The sequence below is a fragment of the Pseudomonas sp. GL_090 genome (genome assembly GCF_057837765.1).
Genome location: NZ_CM174452.1, coordinates 400356 through 425952, shown reverse-complemented (window position 1 = coordinate 425952; position 25597 = coordinate 400356). Strand labels below are relative to the sequence as shown.

Genomic DNA, 25597 nt, shown 5'->3' with positions numbered 1-25597 from the left:
CTTATTAACCTTTAAGCTGAGCCAGGGCGCGGTAGTCTGCCCCCAGCGTGGCCTGTAGAACCTCTTTCGGATAATCGTCGGTCACCACCGCTTCGCCCATGTGGCGCAGCAGCACCAGGCGCAAACGACCGTCGATCACTTTTTTATCAATGGACATGTGTTCGAGGAAATCGGCTTCTGTCATCTCTTGCGGCGGAATGACCGGCAGCCCCGCCCGCTGGAACAGACGAATGCCGCGATCACGCTCCTGCTCGCTGATCCAGCCCAGTCGCGTGGACATTTCCAGCGCCATTACCGTGCCAGCAGCCACTGCCTCACCATGAAGCCATACACCATAGCCCATGTGGGTTTCGATGGCGTGGCCAAAGGTGTGGCCCAGGTTCAGGGTGGCACGAACGCCCGTCTCTTTCTCATCGGCACCGACTACCGCCGCCTTCGCCGCGCAGGAGCGCTCGATGGCATAGGTCAGGGCTTGCTGGTCCAGATTGCGCAGGCGGTCAACGTTGTCTTCGAGCCAGGTCAGGAACGGCTCATCACAGATCAACCCGTACTTGATGACTTCGGCGAGGCCGGCGGACAGTTCGCGGGCCGGCAGGGTATTGAGGCTGGCGGTATCGATCAGCACCACGTTCGGCTGATAGAAGGCGCCGACCATGTTCTTGCCCAGCGGATGGTTGATCCCGGTCTTGCCGCCGACCGAGGAGTCGACCTGGGACAGCAGCGTGGTCGGAACCTGGATGAAATCGACGCCGCGCTGGTAACAGGCGGCGGCAAAGCCGGCCATGTCACCGATCACACCGCCGCCAAGGGCGATTACCGTGGTGCGGCGGTCATGCCGGGCGGTCAGCAGACCGTCGAAAATCAACTGCAGGGTTTCCCAGGTCTTGAAGGCTTCGCCGTCGGGCAGTACCACGGAAATCACCGAGAACTGCGCCAGGCTGCGGGTCAGACGTTCGAGATAGAGTGGCGCAACAGTCTCGTTGGAGATGATCGCTACTTGCCGTCCGCGAATGTGCGGGGCCAGCAACTCGGGCTGATCCAACAAACCTTCGCCAATATGAATCGGGTAGCTGCGCTCGCCTAGATCGACCTTGAGTGTCTGCATGTGTCCCCACAGTGAAGATGGAATCAGGCGTTCCGCCCTGAGTTAACGAATATCCACGGCCTCTGCTGGTGTGACGCCGTTCGGTAGCCATCCGCCACAACCTTGTTCGGTCATGGCGGGACGCCGAGGATAGCGCATTTCGCGCGGCGCTTTAACGGGGTGGCAGCTGCTGCAGACGCTCCAGAATGTCGAGTACGACCATTCGTGGCGGCCGCTCATCGGTTTCGACCACCAGGTCGGCAATTTCCCGATAAAGCGGATCGCGGATCGCCAGCAGATCCCGAAGAGTCTTGGCCGGATCGGCGGTACGCAACAATGGCCGATTGCGGTCGCGGGACGTGCGGCCGACCTGCTGCTCGACCGACGCATGCAGATAAACCACTCGCCCACCGGCATGCAGTGCCCGACGATTGGCTTCGCGCATGACCGCGCCTCCGCCTGTCGCCAGCACCACACCGTCGCAATCGCACAGCTCGGCAATCATTGCCTGCTCACGATCACGAAAGCCCGGTTCGCCTTCCTTATCGAAGATCCAAGGGATATTGGCGCCCGTGCGCAATTCAATTTCCTTATCGGAATCTTTGAATGGCAGGCGCAGCTCTTTGGCCAGCAACCGGCCGATGGTGCTTTTTCCAGCGCCCATCGGTCCAACAAGAATCAAATTTCGCACAGAATCAATGACTCACAGCAATCGCCTGATTATTCATGATACGCGGAGTGAGGAATACCAACAGCTCGGATTTTTTCTCCGAAACCACATCACGCCGGAAAAGGCGGCCAAGATACGGCACATCGCCAAGAAATGGCACCTTATCTACAACCTTGCTCTGAGTATTTGAGAAAACGCCGCCAATGACGATGGTCTCGCCATCGTTGACCAGAACCTTGGCATTGACTTCGTTTTTCTTGATGGGCGGTACATCCTGGACCTTGTTCAGGAAGTCCGGTTCGTCCTTGGTGACCTTGACCTCCATGATGATCCGGTTGTCGGGCGTGATCTGCGGCGTCACCTCAAGCGACAGCGAAGCCTCCTTGAACGACACCGAAGTCGCGCCGCTGGAACTGGCTTCCTGGTAGGGAATCTCGGTGCCCTTGAGAATTTTCGCGGTTTCCTTGTCGGACGTGACCACCTTGGGCTGCGAGACGATTTCCCCGTTGCCGGTTTTCTCCATGGCCGTCAGTTCCAGGTCCAGCAAGACATTATCGGTGATGAACGCGATGCCGATTCCCGAGGTGTTGTTGGCTACGCCCATGTCGACAAACGGTGAGTTGGTGCTGGTGCTGCCGGGTGTGCCGATGGTCGATGACCCATTGAGTCCGTTGCTGACACCGGAGGTATTCCAGTTGCCCTTGTTCTGTATCGAACCGCCCCAACGCACCCCGAGGCTTTTGTCATAGTCGACATTGGCTTCGACAATGCGCGCCTCGATCATCACCTGACGCACCGGGATATCCAGTTGCGTGACGATTCTGCGCAGCTCGTCCAGCCGGTCCTGGGTCTGGTAGGCAATGATGTTGTTGGTGCGCTCATCGACGGTGATCGAGCCCCGCTCGTCGGGTTTCGCTTCGGCACTGGTCACCGACTGGAAGAGCTTGGCGATGTCCGCCGCCTTGGCGTAATTGACCTGCAACAGCTCCCGACGCAACGGCGCCAGATCGGCAATCTGCTTCTGCGATTCGAGCTCCTGACGTTCACGGGCAGCAATTTCATCGGCCGGCGCAACCAGCAGGACATTGCCGACCTTGCGCTTGTCCAGCCCCTTGGTTTTCAGCACCAGGTCCAGCGCCTGATCCCACGGCACGTTCTGCAGGCGCAGGGTAATTCCCCCCTGGACCGTGTCGCTGGCCACCAGATTGAGGTTGGTGAAATCGGCGATCAGTTGCAGCACCGAACGCACATCGATGTCCTGGAAATTCAGCGATAGCTTCTCGCCGCTGTAGGCCTGCTGCCCGACTTTGCGCTTTTGCAGCTCGTCGACCGTCGCCGGGCGAACGCTGATCGTGAGCTTATTGTCAGTCTGATAGGTCGAGTAATCGAACGTCCCGCCGGGCTCAATGCTGATGGTGGCCCGGTCGCCGCTCGCGCTGGCATTGACGAACTGCACGGGCGTGGCGAAATCCTTCACGTCCAGCCGCACGCGCAATCGCTCGGGCAATCGGGTTTTGGCAAATCCGACGATGATCCTGCCCTCGCGCTCTTGTATCTCGGGCGCAATCGATGGATCCGACAAGTCGATCACCACGTTGCCTTCGCCCTGGGTTCCCCGCTGGAAATCCACACCCCGAATGGCTTTGCCTGCCGTGGCGGCTCGAACCGGAACCGGCATTGCTGTGGCCGCCGGCCTGGATGACGACGGTTTGACTCCCTGCCCGACAACGACCAGCAAATTGTTGCCTTCAATTCGCGAATCATACGGGGCCGGCTGAGCCAGGTTGATGATCAATCGCGTACGGTCCCGGGCTTCCACCACCGTCGCACTACGGGCATTTCCACTGCCGAGATCGCGAGTCTTGCTGGCCAGCCGACTGGCGACACCCGGCAAATCCAGAGCAATCCGGGCCGGCGAATCCGTCGTGTAGCCGTGGGGCACCGGGGGCGGCGCATCGAACGACAACTTCAACTCGACACGGTCACCCGGCAGCGCAGCGACATCCAGCGCCTTGAGATTGGCCGCTTGTACCATCGGCGACAACAACGCTATCCATAGCGAAAGGCCGACGGTGGAAAAAATCCTGTTCATTTTTGGAGTTCCACTATGAGTGCTCTTTCAAGGAAATGGTCCGGGGACGCTCCAGCCAGGCACCCTGACCATCAGGGACAATTTCAACCACATCGACTTGAGAGCCGCTGATCGCAACGACCCTTCCTTCGTTACGCCCCAGGTAATCGCCGACTTTCAGACGGTGCACCCCACCCGCCCCGCGCAGCAGGGCATAGGAGCCTGTTGCATTGGAAAGGGTGCCGACCATTTCAAACTGCTCGATGTTGAAGCCTTCGAGGTATTGCTTAACCCGAGCCGGGTCGGGTTTGACGTTATGCGAGCCCCGCCGACGGGTCGCCAGATCTGTGCTGATCTGCGGCGAGAACGGGCTGCGCAGATTCGCCGCGTTGTAAGTGAATGCCGGGTAAGACCGGAAGACCGGCATTGGTTCAATCTTCCCCGGCCCATGCAGGCGCGTTTCGTTCATGTACGCATCCAGACCGGTGTAGTCGTCGCCTGCGTCACAACCGGACAGGGCAAACAGCAACACCACCACCGAAAAACAACGTGCCGGACTCATTGATGCTGTCCCTTGTCGTTGTAGCGGTAGGTCTTGGCGAGGATGGTCAAGCGCAGCTTCGGAGCGCTCTCGGGGTTGACGGGGGCAAGATCGAAATCGTGCAAGGTGACGATTCGCGGCAACCCGGCCACACCGCTGACGAACGTGGCCAGGTCATGGTAGTCCCCGGTGACCGTGATCTGGATCGGCAGCTCGATGTAGAACGGCTGGGCGACCTCCGGCAACAGCTTGATCTCTTCGAACTCCAGGCCGCTGCCCAGCCCCGTACGCGTAATGTCTTCGAGCAAGCCGGGCACTTCGGTGTCGCTGGGCAATTGTCGCAGCAGTACGTCGAAGGCGTTCTCCATCTCCTTCAACTGCCGGGTGTAGAGATCCAGATTCGCCGCCATGCGGGCTTTGCCGGCGAACTGTTCCTTGAGTGTCGACTCTTCCTCGCGCTTGAGGTCGAGCTGGCTCACAAGGTCGCGGGTGGAAAAGCTGTAGCCAAAGATCAGCACCAGAAGCACAAGCAAACCAGCCACCAGAAACTTGATCGCCGGCGGCCAGGAACCCACGTTGCTGGTATCCAGATCATTGATGTCGATCTTGCGCAGCCCTTCGAACCATTCGGACAGGCTCATTTGCCACCCTCCGGCGCTGCGGGCTGAGCCTGGCGAACGGTCAACCGGAAGATGTTGGCCTGCTCCACCTGACCCGCAGCCGTAGCCTTGACTTCGGTCAGGCTCGGCGCATCGAACCAGTCTGATGCCTCGATATTGCGCATCAACTCTGAAACACGGTTGTTGGATTGCGCGGCGCCGGTGATGGACAAGGTCTTTGCGGTCATTTTCACTTCGGTGAAATACACGCCGTCGGGCAGGGCTCGCGCCAACTGATCAAATACTCGCCCGCTGATTTGGCGATTGCCTTGCAGCTCCTGAATGATGCTCATGCGTTCGACCAGTTGCTGACGGCGCGCCTTGAGATCATTGATCTGTGCGATCCGCTCATCGATCACGGCGACTTGCTTGCCTATGTAATCGTTACGGGCGACTTGCCGGTCGATGGCACCGCTGATGACCTGGTTCGCGACCAGCACCGCACCCATCGCGCACATCATTGCCGCCACCAGGACCAGCAGGAAACGCTTGCGGCGAACTTCACGCCGCTCTTCGCGCCAGGGTAAAAGGTTGATCCGCGCCATCAGTCGAAGCTCCTGAGGGCCAGACCGCAAGCGATCATCAACGCCGGGGCATCACTCGCCAGGGCAGCACCGTTGATCTTGCTGCCCAGAATCATTTCGCAAAAAGGGTTCGCAACCTGGGTCGGCGTGCCCAATTGCTGCTCGATCAAACGGTCCAGCCCCGGGATCGACGCCGTACCGCCGGCCAGCAGGACATGATCGACGGCGTTGTACTGGCCTGAGGCAAAGAAGAAATGCAACGAGCGCGACACCTGCTGCACCAGCGCCTCTCGAAATGGCTGCAAGACCTCATCGGCATAGCCTTCCGGCAGACCGCCCTTCTTTTGCGCCAGCCCCGCCTGCTCCAGTGTCAGGCCATAGCGACGCTGGATTTCCTCGGTCAGTTGCCGACCGCCGAACAGCTGTTCGCGGGTGTAGATAATCCGCCCGTTGTGCAACACGCTCAGGGTGGTCATGGTCGCGCCAATGTCCACCACGGCGACCGTCGAAGGCTTCCCGGAAACCACGAGTCGGCCGGCCAGCAGTTCGAATGAACGCTCCAGCGCGTAGGCCTCGATATCGACCACGCGGGCGGTCAGCCCCGCCAAGGCCAGGGCTGCCTCGCGAAATTCGACGTTTTCCTTGCGACAGGCGGCGAGCAGCACGTTGACACGTTCAGGATTGCGCCCGGAGGTGCCCTGGACTTCAAAGTCGATCGCGACTTCGTCCAAGGGATAAGGAATGTACTGATCGGCCTCGATCTTCAGCTGGCTTTCCATCTCGTCCTCGGAAAGACCGGCCTCCATCTCGATGGTCTTGGTGATCACCGCCGAGCCTGCCACGGCCACGGCCACGTTCTTGAGGCCGGTTCTGGCCTTGGCCAGTGCGCGTGCGACGGCCAACCCCACGCCTTCGAGCTCGGCGATATTCTTTTCGATCACCGCGCCGACCGGCAACGGCTCGACCGCATAGGCCTCGACCCGATAGCGTTCACCCTGACGGCTCAACTCAAGCAGTTTCACCGAGGTGGAGCTGATGTCGATTCCAAGCAGCGTATTGGATTTTTTGTTGAAGAGTCCTGGCACTACCAATTCCCTATGACTTTCCGTGAGTTACGGACTCTGCAATGTCCATTGCGTTCAATCCGCCCGTCTTGACAGCAGCGCCAGCCACGCTCCCGATCAGAAAAATGCTTATAATGCCCAGCGTTTTTTTCCGCATTTGCTCAAGCGCGGGTCGTTCTCATTTAGCCTGAACCCTGTTGCCCAATTCATTTTTTACCCTGGATATCCAAAAGCCTTGATTCGTCTGCTGAAGTTTTTCGGTTGGTCCATCGTCGCGGTTTTCTGCGGACTCCTTCTGGGTCTGAGCGGGGCGTACCTTTACCTTAGTCCCGGACTTCCGTCCGTGGAGGCGCTGAGAAGCATCCAGTTGCAGATCCCTTTGCGGGTCTACAGCAGCGATAACAAGTTGATCGCAGAGTTTGGCGAAATGCGCCGTACGCCGATCCGTTTCGCCGACATTCCCCCCAATTTCATCAATGCGTTACTAAGTGCTGAAGACGACAATTTCGCCAACCACTACGGCGTCGATCCGAGCAGCCTGATGCGTGCCGCGACCCAGCTGGTCAAAAGCGGGCACATCCAGTCCGGCGGCAGCACGATCACCATGCAGGTGGCGAAGAACTTCTTCCTGACCAGCGAACGCAGCTTTTCGCGCAAGACCACCGAAATCCTCCTGGCCCTGCAGATCGAACGTCAGCTGACCAAGGACGAGATCCTCGAGCTGTACGTCAACAAGATCTATCTGGGTAACCGTGCCTACGGTATCGAGGCGGCGGCGCAGGTCTATTACGGCAAATCAATCCGCGATGTCAGCCTGGCGCAAATGGCAATGATCGCCGGCCTGCCCAAGGCGCCGTCGCGTTTCAACCCGCTGGCCAACCCGGCGCGCAGCAAGGAGCGTCGCGACTGGATCCTGGGGCGCATGTACAAGCTCGGAAAAATCAGCGAGGCCGACTACACCGCGGCGATCAACGAGCCGCTGAACGCGAGCTATCACGTGCCGACGCCGGAAGTGAACGCCCCGTACATCGCCGAAATGGCCCGTGCCGAAATGGTCGGGCGTTATGGCAGCGATGCGTATACCGAGGGCTTCCGCGTCACCACCACGGTGCCGAGCGACCTCCAGGAACTGGCCAACACGGCGGTCCACGAAGGTCTGATGACCTACGATCAGCGCCACGGCTATCGCGGGCCTGAGTCGCGGCTGCCGGGCAAGACTCGCGAAGCCTGGGCAACCGAGTTGACCAAACAACGCATCATCAGCGGCCTGGAACCGGCCATCGTGACCCAGGTCGACAAGAACGGCCTGCAAGTGCTGACCCGCACCGGCCAGGAACACGTGAACTGGGACACCATGAAGTGGGCCCGGCCGTTCCTGAACACCAACAGCATGGGCGCCAACCCGAAACAACCCTCGGACGTGGCCCAGGTCGGCGATCTGATTCGCGTGCAGCGTCAGCCGGACAACTCGCTGAAGTTCAGCCAGATCCCGCAGGCACAGGGCGCGCTGGTGTCCCTGGATCCGCAGAACGGCGCCATTCGTTCGCTGGTCGGCGGCTTCGCCTTCGAGCAGAGCAATTACAACCGCGCATTGCAGGCCAAGCGCCAACCGGGCTCGAGCTTCAAACCCTTCGTCTACGCCGCTGCGCTGGATAGCGGCTACACCGCCTCCAGCCTGGTGAACGACGCACCGATCGTGTTCGTCGACGAGTACCTGGACAAGGTCTGGCGCCCGAAGAACGACACCAACACCTTCCTCGGCCCGATCCGCCTGCGTGAAGCGCTGTACAAGTCACGCAACCTGGTGTCGATCCGCTTGCTGCAGGCGATGGGCGTCGGCAAGACCATCGACTACATCACGCGCTTCGGCTTCAACAAACAGGACCTGCCGCCCAACCTGTCCCTGGCGCTGGGCACCGCGACCCTGACGCCAATGGAAATCGCCACCGGCTGGAGTACCTTCGCCAACGGCGGCTACAAAATCACCCCGTTCATCATCGACAAGATCGAAAGCCGCAACGGCGACACGCTGTTCGTCGCCAACCCGCCGAGCGTGCCTCAGGGCGGCGCCGCCAGCGATGGCATTGCCGCGCCAGCCGCCCCTCAAGCCTTCACGGTCAACGCAACACCGGGTGAAGCCCCGGGCACTACGTCGACGCCACAAGCTCCCGCCGTGGCCGAACGCATCGTTGACGGGCGCACCACGTACATCCTCAACAGCATGCTTGAGGACGTGATCAAGCTCGGCACCGGCCGCCGTGCGCTGGCCCTGGGTCGCCCTGACATTGCCGGCAAGACCGGTACGACCAACGAATCCAAGGATGCCTGGTTCTCCGGCTACAACGCCGATTACGTGACGACCGTGTGGACCGGTTTCGACCAACCGGAAAGCCTCGGCCGCAAGGAATTCGGCGGCACCGTCGCGCTGCCGATCTGGATGAACTACATGGGCGCCGCGCTCAAAGGCAAACCGCCACATACGCAACCGGAGCCAGAAGGCATCCTCAGCCTGCGAGTCGATCCGATCAGCGGCCGCGCGGCCAGCCCGGGCACCCCGGGGGCCTACTTCGAACTGTTCAAGGTCGAAGATACGCCACCGTCGGGGAACGAACTGGGCAACGGCCTGGCACCTGGCAGCCCGCTGCCGGCGGATGAAGCGGCACCGATCGATTTGTTCTGATTGGATGACGCAAGGCAAAAAGCCCCGCTCTTCTTTTGAAGGCGGGGCTTTTTGATATCCGGGTTTCTTGTAACACCGCCATCGCGAGCAGGCTCGCTCCCACAGGGGTACGCATTCCAATGTGTGCGAGCTTGCTCGCGAAGAGGCCCTGACAGGTGGCGCAAAACTGTCAGACACAAAAAAAGCCCCGACTCTCACAAGCCGGGGCTTTTCGTTGAAGCGCTACAACGGCTTAGCCGTTGAACACGTCATCCACGCTTTTGAGCGGGTAGTTCTTCGGATACGGCAGGGTCGCCACACCGGTCTCGATGGCGGCTTTGGCCACGGCATCGGAGATCAGGGTGATCAGACGGGCATCCATTGGCTTCGGAATGATGTACTCACGACCGAATTCCAGCTTGATGCCGCCGTAGGCGTCGCACACTTCCTGAGGGACTGGCAGCTTGGCCAGTTCACGCAGGGCGTTGGCCGCAGCTACTTTCATTTCTTCGTTGATGCGCTTGGCGCGAACGTCCAGGGCACCACGGAAGATGAACGGGAAGCCCAGTACGTTGTTGACCTGGTTCGGGTAGTCGGAACGACCGGTGGCCATGATCACGTCGTTACGGGTGGCGTGCGCCAGTTCCGGGGCGATTTCCGGATCAGGGTTCGAACACGCGAACACGATCGGGTTCGGCGCCATCGACAGCAGGCCTTCAGCGCTCAGCAGGTTCGGGCCGGACAGACCAACGAACACGTCAGCACCTTGCAGGGCGTCAGCCAGGGTGCGCTTGTCGGTCGCGTGAGCGAACACAGCCTTGTACTGGTTCAGGTCGTCACGGCCGGAGTGGATCACGCCGGTACGGTCGACCATGTAGATGTTTTCGATGTTGGCGCCCATGCTCACCAGCAATTTCATGCAGGAGATAGCGGCGGCGCCGGCGCCCAGGCAGACGATCTTGGCTTCCGGCAGGGTTTTGCCAGCGATTTCCAGGGCGTTGATCATGCCGGCGGCGGTCACGATAGCGGTGCCGTGCTGGTCATCGTGGAATACCGGGATATCGCACTGCTCGATCAGAGCGCGTTCGATTTCAAAGCACTCTGGTGCCTTGATGTCTTCCAGGTTGATGCCACCGAAGGTGATGGAGATGCGCTTGACGGTGTCGATGAAGGCTTGCGGGCTTTCGGAGTCGACTTCGATGTCGAAAACGTCGATGCCGGCGAAGCGCTTGAACAGTACGCCTTTACCTTCCATCACTGGCTTGGAGGCCAATGGGCCGAGGTTACCCAGGCCGAGAATCGCGGTGCCATCGGAAATGACTGCAACCAGGTTGCCTTTGCCGGTGTATTTGTAGGCCAGTTCAGGATCGCGGGCGATCTCGCGGACTGGTTCGGCTACGCCCGGGCTGTAGGCCAGCGACAGGTCGCGAGCGGTAGCAGTGGCCTTGGTGAGCTCGACACTCAGCTTCCCTGGACGAGGATTGGCGTGATATTCGAGAGCGGCAGTTTTCAGATCAGACATTTTGGCATTCCGCTTTTACTGTTGGACAGACTGGTGAGCGAGGATACGCGCCTCGCAAAGTCCCCACAAGACTGACCGGTCACCCCTGTCAAGCGCCCGGCCCTACGACTTTGGGCCAAGAGCCACGGCACACAAGGGCTAGACTGTTCACAATATACGGAAAAAATGTCTACAACTTTTTATCACTGCACGACTTGAAGCATCACCGGGTCGGTCAAGGGCAACATCCAGCGCGCTTGCCCTTCTTTCAGTCCGCCACGTCGCGAACGATCCAGGACCCAGCCGCGCGCCTCGATCTGCTTGCCTTCGAGCCTTTCCAGCGAGGCCGCATCGAACCGCCCCAGGAGATTGGGCGCAACCTTCAATACAACCGAATCCTGCAATTCGATCCAAACCCCGCCGCGATTGCGTTGAACCTTGCTCACACGACCGCTGAGCACCGCGAAACCGGAAGTGCTGATCTGCTCCGCTTTCAGTACAGGCGACTGGCGCCATACACCGAGCCCCGCCTGTCGAGCGCTGCTTTCTGCGGCTTGCTGACAGGTGACCAGATCGACATTCGGCGCCACGGCCACCTGAAAACCCAGGCCCTCAGCGAGCATTTGCGCTTCGAGGTTGGCACCATCGGCACCGTAGACATGGGCCAGGGTGCGGCCGTAATGGTCTTGGCTGTCTTTACCTGGCAGCAAAGCAACCTGCCCATCGCTCGCCGCCACCAAGGCTTCGAGTCGCTTGCGCGCGACCACCGCGAACGGTTCGTCGGAACGGCCATTCTTGCCCAGCTCCGGCGTGTTCAAGCCGATCATGCGCACGCTGCGGCCATCGCTCAGGCGCAGGGTGTCGCCGTCCACCACCCGCTGTACCGCGACGGGCGTCAGGCCGCTGGGTGCCGGACAAAATGCCTGGGCGCCGGATAGCCAAATCGCGGACATAAAAAAGGCGCCCGCGAGGGACGCCTTTTTCATCAGCATGGAAAAACCGGAACGGCTTCCCAAGTTGATTGGCCTTAGGCCTTTTTCGCGCCGAAAGCACCGAAACGGTCGGCGAAGCGCTGAACGCGGCCGCCAGTGTCCAGAGTCTTCTGCTTACCGGTGTAGAACGGGTGGCATTCGTTGCAAACGTCGATCGCCAGGGCTTTGCCGAAGGTCGAACGGGTTTCGAACTTGTTGCCGCAGCTGCAGGTAACAGCAACTGCTGGGTATTCTGGATGGATATCAGCTTTCATGGTGTCTTCCTCAGGCTAGCGTGCCGCCACCCAACACTATTGTTGAATACCGCACGTAATTAGGCCGCGGATTCTACCAGACAATGCCAATCACGCAAGCTGTCCCTGAGACCGACCGTCTGCTAGGCTCCCGGCCCAATACGCGATCCCCTGTAGGAGTGAGCCTGCTCGCGATAGCGATCTGCCAGTCGCCGCAATGTTGACTGCAAGATTGCTATCGCGAGCAGGCTCACTCCTACAGGTTATATGTCCTGCCCACTATTGTTTGTTGATCGAGATCCCCCCGCGTGCCCAACGCCATTTTGCGCCTCGCCCTGCCTTCGCCGCTGCGCCGCCTGTTCGACTACCGCGCTCCGGCCGGCGTCCTGCGCGTCCATCTGCACCCTGGCATGCGCCTGCGGGTACCGTTCGGCCGGCGCGAGATGATCGGCATTCTGGTGGAGGTCACCGACACCAGCGAAGTGCCGGCCGAGAAGCTCAAGCCGGCCCTGGCCCTGCTTGACGCTACGCCACCGCTGCCACCGGCACTGTTCAAGCTGTGCCTGTGGACGTCCCAGTATTACCAGCACAGCCTCGGCGACACCTTGAGCTGGGCGCTGCCGGTGTTGCTGCGCCAGGGCGAGCTGGCCGAAGCGCGCCAGGAGCGTTTCTGGTCCGCCGCGCCGGGGGCCAGCCTCGATGATCCGCGCATCGCCCGCGCCCCGCGCCAGCGTGAAGCCCTGGCCACGCTGGCCCAGCATCCCCACGGCGTCGCCCATCAATTGCTGAGCAAACTGATGCTGAGCAAGGACAGCCTGGATTTGCTGCTGGCCAAGGATCTGGTGCAGGTCGAGATCCGCCGGCACGCCCCGGGCGCACGCCACGAACACTGGCTGGCGCAACCGGAACTTCCGCTGAACCCGGAGCAGCGCGCCGCCTATGAGGCTATTCGCGCCGGCTTCGACAGTTATCACGCGTTCCTGCTGGCCGGCGTCACCGGCAGCGGCAAGACCGAAGTCTATCTACAGTTGATCCGCGAAACCCTCGAGGCCGGCAAGCAGGCGCTGGTGCTGATCCCGGAAATCAACCTCGGCCCGCAGACCCTGGCGCGCTTCGAACAGCGTTTCAATGCCCGTATCGCGCTGATCCATTCGGCGGTCAATGACCGCGAACGCCTCGAGGCCTGGCTGGCCGCCCGGGACGGCGAGGCCGACATCATCATCGGCACCCGCTCGGCCCTGTTCACACCGATGAAGAACCCCGGTCTGATCATCATCGACGAAGAGCACGACGGTTCCTATAAACAGCAGGAAGGTTTGCGCTACCACGCCCGCGATCTGGCATTGGTGCGGGCGCGACAGGAAAACATCCCGATTGTCCTCGGCTCCGCCACCCCGTCTCTGGAAAGCCTGCACAACGCCTACACCGGCCGCTACGGGCTGCTGCGCTTGAACGAGCGCGCCGGCGGTGCCAAACAGCCGCGTTTCCTGCGCCTGGATGTCAAAAGCCGCCCGCTGGACAGCGGCATTTCCGGGCCGATGCAACAAGCCATCGGCCAGACCCTGGCCGCCGGGCAGCAGGTTCTGGTGTTCCTCAACCGCCGCGGCTTCGCCCCGACCCTGCTGTGTCATGACTGTGGATGGATGTCCGAGTGCCAGCGCTGTGATGCGCGGATGACCGTGCATCAGCGTTATGGCGAGCTGCGCTGCCACCATTGCGGCTACGTCGAACGCGTGCCGCGCCAGTGCCCGAAGTGCAACAAGGTCGATCTGCGCCCCGTGGGCGCCGGCACCGAACGGGCCGAGGAGCGCCTGGCGATTCTGTTCCCGGACTATCCGGTGCTGCGGGTCGACCGCGACAGCACATCGCGCAAGGACGCAATGAACCAGCTGTTCGCGACCATTCAAAAAGGCCAGCCGTGCATCCTGATCGGCACGCAGATGCTTGCCAAAGGTCACCACTTTCCACGGGTGACGCTGGTGTCGATCCTCGACGCCGACGGCGGCCTGTTCTCCGGTGACTTTCGCGCCAGCGAGCGCATGGCTCAACTGATCGTCCAGGTCGCCGGCCGCGCCGGTCGCGCCGAAGAGCCGGGCAAGGTGATTATCCAGACGCACCTGGCCGACCACCCGCTGCTGGTGCAATTGACCGAGCAAGGCTATTTCGCCTTCGCCGAACAGGCCTTGAGCGAACGTCGTGCGGCCGGGCTGCCGCCGTTTGCGCATCTGGCGCTGCTGCGGGCCGAGGCGCATAAACCGGGTCAGGCCGAAGGTTTCCTGGATGAGGCCTGCAGCGAGGCGGAGCGTTTGCTGGCCGAGCAGAATCTGACCGGGATCGAGTTATTGGGACCGGTCCCCGCACCGATGGAGCGCCGGGCCGGGCGTTATCGTGCGCAACTGTTGGTACAGGCTACGGCGCGGGCCCCCTTGCATCGATTGCTGGCCAGCTGGTTGCTGGTGCTGGAGCAGATGCCGAGCGGGCGGGCGGTGCGCTGGTCACTGGATGTCGATCCGGTCGATTTGTATTAATTTGAAGATTGCCATCGCGAGCAGGCTCGCTCCCACAGGGGCTTGGTGGTGAATGCAGAATTTATGCACATCCGAGATCCACTGTAGGAGCGAGCTTGCTCGCGAAAGCGGTCGAATTGTCACCACACATCCACATCCTGCCTGCTAAGGTTGGCAAGCCCGTCTTCGCAACGGATAATGCCCAGTTTTTCCACCAGCGCATGATGCGCCGCCGCGCCTGCGGTCGAAAGAGAAGACCATGAAAGACACCATTCGCCAGCTGATCCAACAAGCCATCACCCAACTCGTCAACGAAGGTGTGTTGCCTGAAGGCCTGTCGCCGGCGATCCAGGTGGAAAACTCCCGCGACAAGAAGAACGGCGATTTCGCCAGCAACATCGCCATGATGCTGGCCAAGCCGGCCGGCATGAAGCCCCGCGACCTGGCGGAAAAAATCATCGCCGCGCTGCCGGCCGACGAAAACGTCGCCAAGACCGAAATCGCAGGCCCCGGCTTCCTGAACTTCTTCCAGAACACCGACGCCCTGGCCTCGCGCCTGGACGCCGCCCTGGCCGACGCCCACATCGGCGTACGCAAGGCCGGTACGGTGCAGCGCACCGTGGTCGACCTGTCGGCACCGAACCTGGCCAAAGAGATGCACGTCGGCCACCTGCGCTCGACCATCATCGGCGACGGCGTGGCCCGTGTGCTGGAATTCCTTGGCGACACCGTGATCCGTCAGAACCACGTCGGCGACTGGGGCACCCAGTTCGGCATGCTGATGGCTTACCTGCAGGAAAGCCCGATCACCAGCGACGAGCTGTCGGACCTGGAGAACTTCTACCGCGCCGCCAAGCAACGCTTCGACGAGTCCGAAGAGTTCGCCGACCGCGCCCGTGGTCTGGTGGTCAAGTTGCAGGCTGGCGATCCGGACTGCCTGGCGCTGTGGACCAAGTTCAAGGACATTTCGCTGTCCCACTGCCAGAAGATCTACGAACTGCTCAACGTCAAACTGACCATGGCCGACGTAATGGGCGAAAGCGCCTACAACGACGACCTGATCAACGTGGTCAACGACTTGAAGGCCGCAGGCATGCTGGTCGAGAGCAACGGCGCCCAGTGCGTGTTCCTCGACGAGTTCAAGAACGCCGACGGCGACCCGCTGCCGGTGATCATCGTCAAGGCCGACGGCGGCTACCTCTACGCCACCACCGACCTGGCGGCCGTGCGCTACCGCAGCGGTAAGCTCAAGGCCGATCGCGCGCTGTACTTCGTCGACCAGCGTCAGGCCCTGCACTTCCAGCAAGTGTTCGCCGTGGCCCGCAAGGCCGGTTTCGTGACCCATCCGATGGAAATGGAACACATGGGCTTCGGCACCATGAACGGCGCTGACGGTCGTCCGTTCAAGACCCGTGATGGCGGCACCGTGAAGCTGATCGACCTGCTGACCGAAGCCCAGGAGCGTGCCTACACCCTGGTCAAGGACAAGAACCCGGAGCTTGCCGAAGCCGAGTTGCGCAACATCGCCAAGGTGGTGGGCATCGGTGCGGTGAAATACGCCGACCTGTCCAAGCATCGCACCAGCGACTACAGCTTCAACTTCGACCTGATGCTCAACTTCGAAGGCAACACCGCACCGTACCTGCTGTACGCCTACACCCGCGTGGCCGGCGTGTTCCGCAAGCTGGGCAAGGACTTCAGCGAAGTCGACGGCCAGATCGTCCTCGAAGCGGCGCACGAACACGAACTGGCTGCGAAGCTCGCACAGTTCGGCGAAGTACTGAACAACGTGTCCGAAAAAGGCACCCCGCACATCCTCTGCACTTACCTGTACGACGTCGCCGGCCTGTTCTCCAGCTTCTACGAGAACTGCCCGATCCTCGCCGCCGATACCCCGGCGCAAATGCAGAGCCGCCTGCGCCTCGCCGCGCTGACCGGACGCACTCTCAAGCAAGGCCTGGAACTCTTGGGCCTGGAAACTCTGGAGCGAATGTAAGTTGGCCGCCAAGAAAAAACCTGCACCCAAGCGTGGCGCCAGCCGTTACCAAGCTCCTGCAAAGCAACCGATCCCGGGCTGGCTGTGGATGGCCATCGGCCTGACGGTCGGCGCCTTCATCGTATTCCTGATGAAGCTGGAACCGGGCAAGGGCAGCGATACGGTCAAGCGTGAGAAAGTCGAGCAACAGCAGAAAGCCAGCAAGATCGCCGAGGCCAACAAGACCCCGCCGAGCCCGACGCAACCGGTGAAGCCGAAGTACGACTTCTATACTTTGCTGCCGGAATCGGAAGTCATCGTGCCGCCGGATGCCGTGCCGGAGAAGACCCTGCCGACGCCGCAAGTGCCGGCCATCCCGACCACGCCGGTCACCCCGGCCGAAGCGGCGAAGATCGACACCGCGCGCGCCCAGGCTGCTTTGGCCGGGATTACTCCGCCTCCTGCGCCACCGGTCAAGGCTGCGCCGGTGACGAAGTTTTTCCTGCAGGCTGGCTCGTTCCGCAAAGAGACCGATGCGGACAAGGTGCGGGCGCAGATCATTCTGCTGGGCCAGGCCGTGGCGGTTGAGTCCGGCACGGTGAAAGACGAAACCTGGTATCGGGTATTGGTCGGACCGTTCAGCAACCGGGAACAACTGACCACCGCGCAGAAACAATTGGCGGGCGCAGGCTTCAGCAATTTGTTGTTACAACAACGCCAGAGCCGCTGATTCCTTCAGAACCACCGCGTCATCGTTCATCGCCAGCAGGCTGGCTCCCACAGGGTTGGCGCAGAACCCTGTGGGAGCCAGCCAGCCTGCTGGCGATGGCGTCAGACCAGACAACACAACCTTACCTGCGAAACACCACTCGTCCTCTCTCCCGCCCTACAGTTGAAATCCTCTCCACCACCCCCATATGAATGGGCATAAGGCATTTTCGCCCCGCTGCGTGGAGACTCTTCCCTTGACCACCATCGTTTCAGTTCGCCGCCACGGCAAAGTCGTCATGGGCGGCGACGGCCAGGTTTCCCTTGGTAATACCGTGATGAAAGGCAACGCGAAAAAAGTTCGCCGCCTGTACCACGGCCAGGTCATTGCCGGTTTTGCCGGTGCCACCGCCGACGCCTTTACCCTCTTCGAACGTTTCGAAGGCCAACTTGAAAAACACCAGGGCCACCTGGTGCGCGCTGCCGTCGAACTCGCCAAAGAATGGCGCACCGACCGCTCTCTGAGCCGCCTTGAAGCCATGCTCGCGGTCGCCAACAAAGACGCCTCCCTGATCATCACCGGCAACGGCGATGTGGTTGAACCGGAAGACGGCCTGATCGCCATGGGCTCCGGCGGCGCTTACGCTCAAGCAGCTGCCAGCGCACTGCTGAAAAAGACCGACCTGTCGGCCCGTGAGATCGTCGAAACCGCCCTCGGTATCGCCGGCGACATCTGTGTATTCACCAACCACACCCAGACCATTGAGGAGCAGGACTGCGCCGAGTAAGCCCGTGCAGCCATCGCACCACGGCTCATTCTTGCTTGAGGTCCACTGAATATTATGTCCATGACTCCCCGTGAAATCGTCCACGAACTCAACCGCCACATCATCGGCCAGGACGATGCCAAGCGCGCCGTCGCCATTGCCCTGCGCAACCGCTGGCGGCGCATGCAGCTGCCGGAAGAGCTGCGCGTTGAAGTAACGCCGAAGAACATCCTGATGATCGGCCCGACCGGTGTCGGTAAAACCGAGATCGCCCGTCGCCTGGCGAAACTGGCCAATGCGCCGTTCATCAAGGTCGAAGCGACCAAGTTCACCGAAGTCGGCTATGTCGGCCGCGATGTCGAGTCGATCATTCGTGACCTGGCCGATGCCGCGATCAAGCTGCTGCGCGAACAGGAAATCGTCAAGGTTCGCCACCGCGCCGAAGACGCCGCCGAAGAGCGCATCCTTGACGCCCTGCTGCCACCGGCGCGCATGGGCTTCAGCAACGACGACGCCCCGACTGCCGATTCCAACACCCGCCAACTGTTCCGCAAGCGCCTTCGCGAAGGTCAGCTGGATGACAAGGAGATCGAAATCGAGGTCGCCGAAATGGCCGGCGTCGATATCTCCGCGCCACCAGGCATGGAAGAAATGACCAACCAGCTGCAAAGCCTGTTTGCCAACATGGGCAAGGGCAAGAAGAAGGCCCGCAAGCTCAAGGTCAAGGAAGCGCTCAAGCTGGTACGCGACGAAGAAGCCAGCCGCCTGGTCAACGATGAAGAGTTGAAGGCCAAGGCCCTGGAAGCGGTCGAGCAGCACGGTATCGTGTTCATCGACGAAATCGACAAGGTGGCCAAGCGTGGTAATTCCGGTGGCGTCGATGTGTCCCGCGAAGGCGTGCAGCGCGACTTGCTGCCGCTGATCGAAGGCTGCACCGTCAACACCAAACTGGGCATGGTCAAGACCGATCACATCCTGTTCATTGCTTCCGGTGCGTTCCACCTGAGCAAACCGAGCGACCTGGTGCCCGAGCTGCAAGGCCGTCTGCCGATCCGTGTCGAACTCAAGGCCCTGAGCCCTGAGGATTTCGAACGCATACTCAGCGAGCCTCACGCCTCGCTCACCGAGCAATACTGCGCACTGCTGAAAACCGAAGGCCTGGGCATCGAGTTCCAGCCGAGCGGGATCAAGCGCATCGCGGAGATCGCCTGGCAGGTCAACGAGAAAACCGAAAATATCGGTGCCCGTCGCCTGCACACCCTGCTCGAGCGCCTGCTCGAAGAGGTGTCGTTCAGCGCCGGCGACCTGGCCAGCGTCCATGACGGCAAGGTCATCCAGATCGATGCCGACTACGTCAACAGCCACCTGGGCGAATTGGCGCAGAACGAAGACCTGTCCCGTTATATCCTGTAAGCCATACTTGTAGGAGCGAGCCTGCTCGCGATGGTGTGTCAGTCATATTGATGTTGCCTGACACACCATCGCGAGCAGGCTCACTCCTACAGGGTTCCCCCCATAACGGAACTCAGGCCATGACCCAACTCCCCACCGACATCAAACTGCACAAAGCCTCGAAAACCCTGACGCTCAAATACGCGTCCGGCGAGGAATACACCCTGCCCGCCGAGTTCTTGCGCGTGCATTCTCCCTCCGCCGAGGTCCAGGGCCACGGCAAACCCATCCTGCAATTTGGCAAGATCAACGTAGGGCTGAGCAAGGTAGAACCCGCCGGTCAGTACGCACTGAAATTGACCTTCGACGACGGCCACGACAGCGGCTTGTTCACCTGGGAATATCTGTACGAGCTGGGGCGACGTTATGACGCACTCTGGGATGATTATCTGGCCGAGCTCAAAGCCGCCGGAAAAACCCGCGACCCGAACGAATCCGTCGTCAAGCTGATGCTCTAATCCGAGCCTCTTGCTCTTTAGAGGGCATTTTCTAATTTCATCTGTTTGAATGCTCCGCTCCAGGGCCGCCGATTGGCCTGCTTGCGAAAAAAATTAAACTCGGGTAACCAATGGAACTGGCAAGTTCCCTGCAGTGCTCTCTGCATTAAAAAAGCAGCGATGCAGAATTAACGGTCACCCCGAGCAGCAGTACCTGGCATTGGCTGTGTGACTACACAGCAGGACCCGGTACTCGTCTCAGGACAATGGAGCGTCGTAGATGAGTAACAAGAATAACGATGACTTGAAGAGTCAAGCCTCGGAAAACACCTTGGGGCTGAATCCTGTCGTTGGACTGCGTGGAAAGGATCTACTGGCTTCTGCTCGAATGGTGCTCAGGCAGGCCATCAAGCAACCGATTCACAGCGCCAGGCATGTCGCTCATTTCGGCCTTGAACTCAAGAACGTGCTGCTTGGCAAGTCCGAGCTGCTGCCGACCAGCGATGACCGTCGCTTCGCGGATCCGGCCTGGAGCCAGAACCCGCTCTACAAACGTTATCTGCAAACCTACCTGGCGTGGCGCAAGGAGCTCCACGACTGGATCGACGACAGCAACCTGCCGGCCAAGGACGTCAGCCGCGGGCACTTCGTGATCAACCTCATGACCGAGGCCTTCGCCCCGACCAACACGGCGGCCAACCCGGCGGCGGTCAAGCGCTTCTTCGAAACCGGTGGCAAGAGCCTGCTCGATGGCCTCTCGCATCTGGCCAAGGACCTGGTGCATAACGGCGGCATGCCGAGCCAGGTCAACATGGGCGCATTCGAGGTCGGCAAGACCCTTGGCGTAACCGAGGGTGCGGTGGTCTTTCGCAACGACGTGCTGGAGCTGATCCAGTACAAGCCGATCACCGAGCAGGTGCATGAACGCCCACTGCTGGTGGTACCGCCGCAGATCAACAAGTTCTACGTTTTCGACCTGAGCCCGGAAAAGAGCCTGGCGCGGTTCTGCCTGCGCAACAACGTGCAGACCTTCATCGTCAGCTGGCGCAACCCGACCAAGGAGCAACGCGAGTGGGGCCTGTCGACCTACATCGAAGCGCTCAAGGAAGCGGTCGATGTGGTCACCGCCATCACTGGCAGCAAAGACGTGAACATGCTCGGTGCCTGCTCCGGCGGCATCACCTGCACCGCGCTGCTGGGCCACTACGCGGCAATAGGCGAGAACAAGGTCAATGCCCTGACCCTGCTGGTCAGCGTGCTCGACACCACCCTGGACAGCGACGTGGCCCTGTTCGTCGACGAGCAAACCCTCGAAGCCGCCAAGCGCCAGTCGTACCAGGCCGGTGTACTGGAAGGCCGCGACATGGCGAAAGTCTTCGCCTGGATGCGCCCCAACGACCTGATCTGGAACTACTGGGTCAACAACTACCTGCTGGGCAACGAGCCGCCGGTATTCGACATCCTGTTCTGGAACAACGACACCACCCGGTTGCCCGCCGCGTTCCATGGCGACCTGATCGAGATGTTCAAAAGTAACCCGTTGACCCGTGCCGATGCACTGGAAGTGTGCGGTACGCCGATCGATCTGAAGAAGGTCACCGCCGACATCTTCTCGCTCGCCGGCACCAGCGACCACATTACCCCGTGGCGCTCCTGCTACAAGTCGGCGCAACTATTCGGCGGCAACGTTGAATTCGTGCTGTCCAGCAGCGGGCACATCCAGAGCATTCTGAACCCGCCGGGCAATCCGAAATCGCGCTACATGACCAGCGCCGAAATGCCCGCCAATGCCGATGACTGGCAGGAAGAGTCGACCAAGCACGCCGACTCCTGGTGGCTGCACTGGCAGGCATGGCAGGCACAGCGTTCGGGCAACCTGAAAAAAGCTCCGCTGAAATTGGGCAACAAGGCCTATCCAGCGGGTGAAGCCGCGCCGGGCACTTATGTGCACGAGCGGTAACTGACACACCTCGCCCCTTGTAGGAGCGAGCTCGCTCGCGATGAACGTCAACGATAACGCGTGCTGTCTGGATAAATGCGTTGCCTTTGCGTTTTTCGCGAGCAAGCTCGCTCCTACAGGGGATCGAGGAAGAATTTGAGATAGCGACCCACAGGGCCAGAAGCATGCCGCAACCCTTCATATTCCGTACCGTCGATCTGGATGGCCAGACGCTCCGCACGGCGGTACGCCCCGGCAAGCCTCACTTGACGCCCCTGCTGATTTTCAACGGCATCGGCGCCAACCTGGAGCTGGTGTTCCCATTCATCGCGGCACTGGACCCGGACCTGGAAGTCATCGCCTTCGACGTACCCGGCGTCGGCGGTTCGTCGACACCGAACCGGCCGTACCGTTTTCCGAGCCTTGCGAAACTCACGGCGCGAATGCTCGACTATCTCGACTACGGGCAGGTCAACGTCATCGGTGTGTCCTGGGGGGGCGCTCTGGCCCAACAGTTTGCCTACGACTATCCGGAGCGCTGCAAAAAACTCGTGCTGGCCGCAACGGCGGCGGGCGCGGTGATGGTGCCGGGCAAACCGAAGGTGCTGTGGATGATGGCCAGCCCTCGACGTTACATCCAGCCGTCCCACGTGATCCGTATTGCGCCGATGATCTACGGCGGCGCTTTCCGTCGCGACCCGACGCTGGCCGCCAGCCATGCGGCCAAGGTGCGTTCGGCGGGCAAGCTCGGTTACTACTGGCAGCTGTTCGCCGGCCTCGGCTGGACCAGCATCCACTGGTTGCACAAGATACGCCAGCCGACCCTGGTGCTGGCCGGCGACGATGACCCGCTGATCCCGTTGGTCAACATGCGCTTGCTGGCCTGGCGGATTCCCAACGCCCAGTTGCACATCATCGATGACGGGCATCTGTTCCTGATTACCCGGGCCGAAGCGGTGGCCCCGATCATCATGAAATTCCTGGAAGAGGAGCGCCAGCGAGCGGTAATGCATCCGCGTCCGGCGCCATTGGGCGGCTGAAACCGCTGCCTCAGCGGTTGGCAGGACGCCACGCCGCGCAACAACCCGTTACAGCGTCTATGGTGTTCTGGTTCGGTGTATTTGTTTTTGGCCTGAAGACGAAGGAGTGTTGAATCATGCGCGAGAAACCAGCGAGGGACTCCTTACCGACTCCCGCCGCGTTCATCAATGCACAGAGTGCGATTACCGGCCTGCGCGGCCGGGATCTGTTGTCGACCCTGCGCAGTGTGGCCGCCCATGGCTTGCGCAATCCGGTGCACAGCGCCCGACACGCCCTCAAACTCGGCGGTCAGCTGGGCCGTGTGCTGCTGGGCGAAACCCTGCACCCGACCAATCCGCAGGACGCTCGCTTCACCGATCCGGCATGGAGCCTCAACCCGTTTTATCGGCGCAGCCTGCAGGCCTATCTGAGCTGGCAGAAACAGGTCAAGAGCTGGATCGACGAGAGCGACATGAGCCCGGACGACCGAGCCCGCGCCCACTTCGCTTTCGCCCTGCTCAACGACGCTGTATCGCCCTCCAACACCCTGCTCAATCCGCTGGCGGTCAAGGAGCTGTTCAATTCCGGCGGCAACAGCCTGGTGCGCGGCATCGGCCATTTGGTGGACGATCTGCTGCACAACGATGGCCTGCCCCGGCAAGTCACCAAGCAAGCGTTCGAGGTCGGCAAGACGGTCGCCACCACCACCGGTGCCGTGGTGTTTCGCAACGAGCTGCTGGAGTTGATCCAGTACAAGCCGATGAGCGAAAAACAGTACTCCAAGCCCCTGCTGGTAGTGCCGCCGCAGATCAACAAGTACTACATTTTCGACCTGAGCCCCCACAACAGCTTCGTTCAGTACGCGCTGAAAAACGGCCTGCAAACCTTCATGATCAGCTGGCGTAACCCGGATGTGCGCCACCGTGAATGGGGGCTCTCGACCTACGTGGAAGCCGTGGAAGAAGCCATGAACGTCTGCCGGGCGATCACCGGCGCACGGGAGGTCAACCTGATGGGCGCGTGCGCCGGCGGGCTGACCATTGCCGCGTTGCAGGGTCACTTGCAGGCCAAACGGCAGCTGCGCAGGGTGTCCAGCGCGACTTACCTGGTGAGCCTGCTCGACAGTCAGATGGACAGCCCCGCGACGCTGTTCGCCGATGAACAGACCCTGGAAGCCGCCAAGCGCCGCTCCTATCAGAAAGGTGTGCTGGACGGCCGAGACATGGCCAAGGTCTTCGCCTGGATGCGCCCCAACGATTTGATCTGGAGCTACTTCGTCAACAACTACCTGTTGGGCAAGGAGCCACCAGCGTTCGACATTCTCTACTGGAACAACGACAACACACGCCTGCCGGCCGCCCTGCATGGCGACTTGCTGGACTTCTTCAAGCACAACCCGCTGACCCACCCGGGTGGCCTGGAAGTCTGTGGCACACCGATCGATTTGCAGAAGGTCACCGTCGACAGCTTCAGCGTCGCCGGCATCAACGATCACATCACGCCGTGGGATGCGGTGTATCGCTCGACGCTGTTGCTCGGCGGCGAGCGCCGCTTCGTGCTGTCCAACAGCGGTCATGTGCAGAGCATCCTCAACCCGCCGAGCAACCCGAAAGCCAACTACGTCGAGAACGGCAAACTAAGCAGCGACCCACGGGCCTGGTACTACGACGCCAAGCGTGTCGATGGCAGCTGGTGGACCCAATGGCTGGGCTGGATTCAGGAACGCTCCGGCGCGCAGAAGGAAACCCACATGGCCCTCGGCAACCAGAACTATCCACCGATGGAGGCAGCACCCGGTACCTACGTACGAGTGCGCTGAACCTAAAAAAGGCCGCGGTCAGTCTCCGACCCTGTAGGAGCGAGCATGCTCGCGATGGACATCCAGACGCCGCGGGTCATCAGGTAGCCCGCGTAATCGTTAACGACCATCGCGAGCATGCTCGCTCCTACGGGACTGGAGGTTGGCCTGGCACAAACATTAAGAAGACTGGATGAAAACCCGCGACCGGATCCTCGAATGTGCCCTGCAGTTGTTCAATCAAAAGGGCGAACCGAATGTCTCCACCATGGAAGTTGCCAATGAAATGGGCATCAGCCCGGGCAACCTCTACTACCACTTCCACGGCAAGGAACCGCTGATTCTCGGGCTGTTCGAGCGCTTTCAGGGCGAACTGGCGCCCTTGCTCGATCCACCGGCCGATGCCGAACTGGCACCCGAAGAATACTGGCTGTTCCTGCACCTGATCGTCGAACGCCTGTCCCACTACCGGTTCCTGTTCCAGGACCTGTCGAACCTCGCCGGGCGCCTGCCGAAACTGGCCAAGGGCATTCGCAACCTGCTCAATGCACTCAAGCGCACACTGGCGTCGTTGCTGGCGCGACTGCAGGCACAAGGGCTGCTGGTCAGCGATACCCAGGCACTGGGGCAACTGGTGGAGCAAATCACCATGACGCTGCTGTTCTCACTGGATTACCAGCGGATTCTTGATCGTCAGGGCGAGGTGCGATTGGTGGTTTACCAGATCATGATGCTGGTGGCGCCGCACCTGCTGCCGTCGATGAAGGCTGCAACCGAACAGATGGCGATGGAGTATCTGGAAGACCACGAATAACCCTGGCCACAACGCCCCCCCCCCTGTAGGAGCGAGCTTGCTCGCGATGGTATTTCAGGCACTGAGTAGCGTCGGCTGTACCTTTTTCGCGAGCAAGCTCGCTCCTACAGTGGGTCTGGGTCTGTGTCGATCAGAGATTCGCGCACAAACAAAAACGCCCGACCTTCACAGGCCGGGCGTTT

General features: G+C 60.9%; 21 protein-coding genes. 11 read left to right on the top strand and 10 right to left on the bottom strand.

Annotation, left to right across the window (positions count from 1 at the left end; all coding sequences use genetic code 11):
• Positions 1–4 precede the first annotated feature (4 nt).
• From aroB to AC3ITA_RS01880, 7 genes are all read right to left on the bottom strand, one after another.
• On the bottom strand, positions 5–1105 hold the full coding sequence (aroB, locus tag AC3ITA_RS01910; RefSeq protein ID WP_095942362.1) for a 3-dehydroquinate synthase: 1101 nt from the start codon (positions 1103–1105) through the stop codon (positions 5–7).
• Positions 1106–1256: 151 nt separating this feature from the next.
• A complete protein-coding gene (aroK, locus tag AC3ITA_RS01905; protein ID WP_057712350.1) occupies positions 1257–1775 on the bottom strand; it encodes a shikimate kinase AroK in 519 nt (172 codons plus the stop codon).
• A 4-nt stretch (positions 1776–1779) separates the two neighbouring features.
• The gene (locus AC3ITA_RS01900) at positions 1780–3846 is read right to left on the bottom strand and encodes a type IV pilus secretin PilQ (protein WP_095942361.1); all 2067 of its coding nucleotides are present in this window, start codon (positions 3844–3846) and stop codon (positions 1780–1782) included.
• A gap of 13 nt (positions 3847–3859) precedes the next feature.
• A complete protein-coding gene (locus AC3ITA_RS01895; protein ID WP_414927871.1) occupies positions 3860–4387 on the bottom strand; it encodes a pilus assembly protein PilP in 528 nt (175 codons plus the stop codon).
• Positions 4384–5007: a type 4a pilus biogenesis protein PilO gene (pilO, locus tag AC3ITA_RS01890; RefSeq protein WP_414927870.1), complete on the bottom strand. Its 624-nt coding sequence runs from the start codon at positions 5005–5007 to the stop codon at positions 4384–4386. Before pilO ends, AC3ITA_RS01895 begins: the two co-directional genes overlap by 4 nt.
• Positions 5004–5570 carry a PilN domain-containing protein gene (locus AC3ITA_RS01885; RefSeq protein ID WP_489279257.1) on the bottom strand — a complete coding sequence of 189 codons (567 nt, stop codon included), beginning with the start codon at positions 5568–5570 and terminating at the stop codon, positions 5004–5006. The genes pilO and AC3ITA_RS01885 overlap by 4 nt, the downstream gene beginning before the upstream one ends.
• Positions 5570–6634 carry a pilus assembly protein PilM gene (locus AC3ITA_RS01880; protein WP_150672332.1) on the bottom strand — a complete coding sequence of 355 codons (1065 nt, stop codon included), beginning with the start codon at positions 6632–6634 and terminating at the stop codon, positions 5570–5572. The genes AC3ITA_RS01885 and AC3ITA_RS01880 overlap by 1 nt, the downstream gene beginning before the upstream one ends.
• A gap of 217 nt (positions 6635–6851) precedes the next feature.
• Here AC3ITA_RS01880 and AC3ITA_RS01875 point away from each other — a divergent pair, with 217 nt between their 5' ends.
• Positions 6852–9293 carry a penicillin-binding protein 1A gene (locus AC3ITA_RS01875; RefSeq protein ID WP_371918217.1) on the top strand — a complete coding sequence of 814 codons (2442 nt, stop codon included), beginning with the start codon at positions 6852–6854 and terminating at the stop codon, positions 9291–9293.
• Between the two features lie 232 nt (positions 9294–9525).
• Here the strand turns inward: AC3ITA_RS01875 and AC3ITA_RS01870 are convergent, their stop codons facing one another.
• The 3 genes from AC3ITA_RS01870 to rpmE form a co-directional block, all read right to left on the bottom strand.
• A complete protein-coding gene (locus AC3ITA_RS01870; protein ID WP_095942355.1) occupies positions 9526–10794 on the bottom strand; it encodes a malic enzyme-like NAD(P)-binding protein in 1269 nt (422 codons plus the stop codon).
• Positions 10795–10976: 182 nt separating this feature from the next.
• Positions 10977–11765, bottom strand: a complete 789-nt coding sequence (locus AC3ITA_RS01865; RefSeq protein WP_095942354.1) for a thermonuclease family protein — start codon at positions 11763–11765, stop codon at positions 10977–10979.
• A gap of 35 nt (positions 11766–11800) precedes the next feature.
• On the bottom strand, positions 11801–12019 hold the full coding sequence (rpmE, locus tag AC3ITA_RS01860; RefSeq protein ID WP_008047849.1) for a 50S ribosomal protein L31: 219 nt from the start codon (positions 12017–12019) through the stop codon (positions 11801–11803).
• 287 nt (positions 12020–12306) lie between these two features.
• Between rpmE and AC3ITA_RS01855 the strand changes: the two genes are divergently transcribed.
• The 10 genes from AC3ITA_RS01855 (at position 12307) to AC3ITA_RS01810 (ending at position 25415) form a co-directional block, all read left to right on the top strand.
• A complete protein-coding gene (locus tag AC3ITA_RS01855) occupies positions 12307–14526 on the top strand; it encodes a primosomal protein N' (RefSeq protein ID WP_489279256.1) in 2220 nt (739 codons plus the stop codon).
• A gap of 238 nt (positions 14527–14764) precedes the next feature.
• Complete coding sequence (argS, locus tag AC3ITA_RS01850) at positions 14765–16501, top strand: arginine--tRNA ligase (RefSeq protein ID WP_489279255.1); 1737 nt, start codon at positions 14765–14767, stop codon at positions 16499–16501.
• A 1-nt stretch (position 16502) separates the two neighbouring features.
• Positions 16503–17210, top strand: a complete 708-nt coding sequence (locus tag AC3ITA_RS01845; RefSeq protein ID WP_095942351.1) for an SPOR domain-containing protein — start codon at positions 16503–16505, stop codon at positions 17208–17210.
• Positions 17211–17445: 235 nt separating this feature from the next.
• On the top strand, positions 17446–17976 hold the full coding sequence (gene hslV / locus AC3ITA_RS01840) for an ATP-dependent protease subunit HslV (protein ID WP_007975582.1): 531 nt from the start codon (positions 17446–17448) through the stop codon (positions 17974–17976).
• Between the two features lie 54 nt (positions 17977–18030).
• Complete coding sequence (gene hslU, locus AC3ITA_RS01835; protein WP_008047842.1) at positions 18031–19368, top strand: ATP-dependent protease ATPase subunit HslU; 1338 nt, start codon at positions 18031–18033, stop codon at positions 19366–19368.
• A gap of 119 nt (positions 19369–19487) precedes the next feature.
• Positions 19488–19865 (top strand): gamma-butyrobetaine hydroxylase family protein, encoded by a 378-nt coding sequence (locus AC3ITA_RS01830; RefSeq protein ID WP_095942350.1) that lies wholly within the window; start codon positions 19488–19490, stop codon positions 19863–19865.
• A 259-nt stretch (positions 19866–20124) separates the two neighbouring features.
• Positions 20125–21804: a class II poly(R)-hydroxyalkanoic acid synthase gene (gene phaC, locus AC3ITA_RS01825; RefSeq protein WP_095942349.1), complete on the top strand. Its 1680-nt coding sequence runs from the start codon at positions 20125–20127 to the stop codon at positions 21802–21804.
• A gap of 164 nt (positions 21805–21968) precedes the next feature.
• Positions 21969–22823: a poly(3-hydroxyalkanoate) depolymerase gene (gene phaZ, locus AC3ITA_RS01820; protein ID WP_008047834.1), complete on the top strand. Its 855-nt coding sequence runs from the start codon at positions 21969–21971 to the stop codon at positions 22821–22823.
• 116 nt (positions 22824–22939) lie between these two features.
• The gene (gene phaC, locus AC3ITA_RS01815; protein WP_095942348.1) at positions 22940–24622 is read left to right on the top strand and encodes a class II poly(R)-hydroxyalkanoic acid synthase; all 1683 of its coding nucleotides are present in this window, start codon (positions 22940–22942) and stop codon (positions 24620–24622) included.
• Positions 24623–24794: 172 nt separating this feature from the next.
• Positions 24795–25415, top strand: coding sequence for a TetR/AcrR family transcriptional regulator (locus AC3ITA_RS01810; protein ID WP_223447394.1), 621 nt, complete (start codon positions 24795–24797; stop codon positions 25413–25415).
• Positions 25416–25597: the final 182 nt, after the last annotated feature.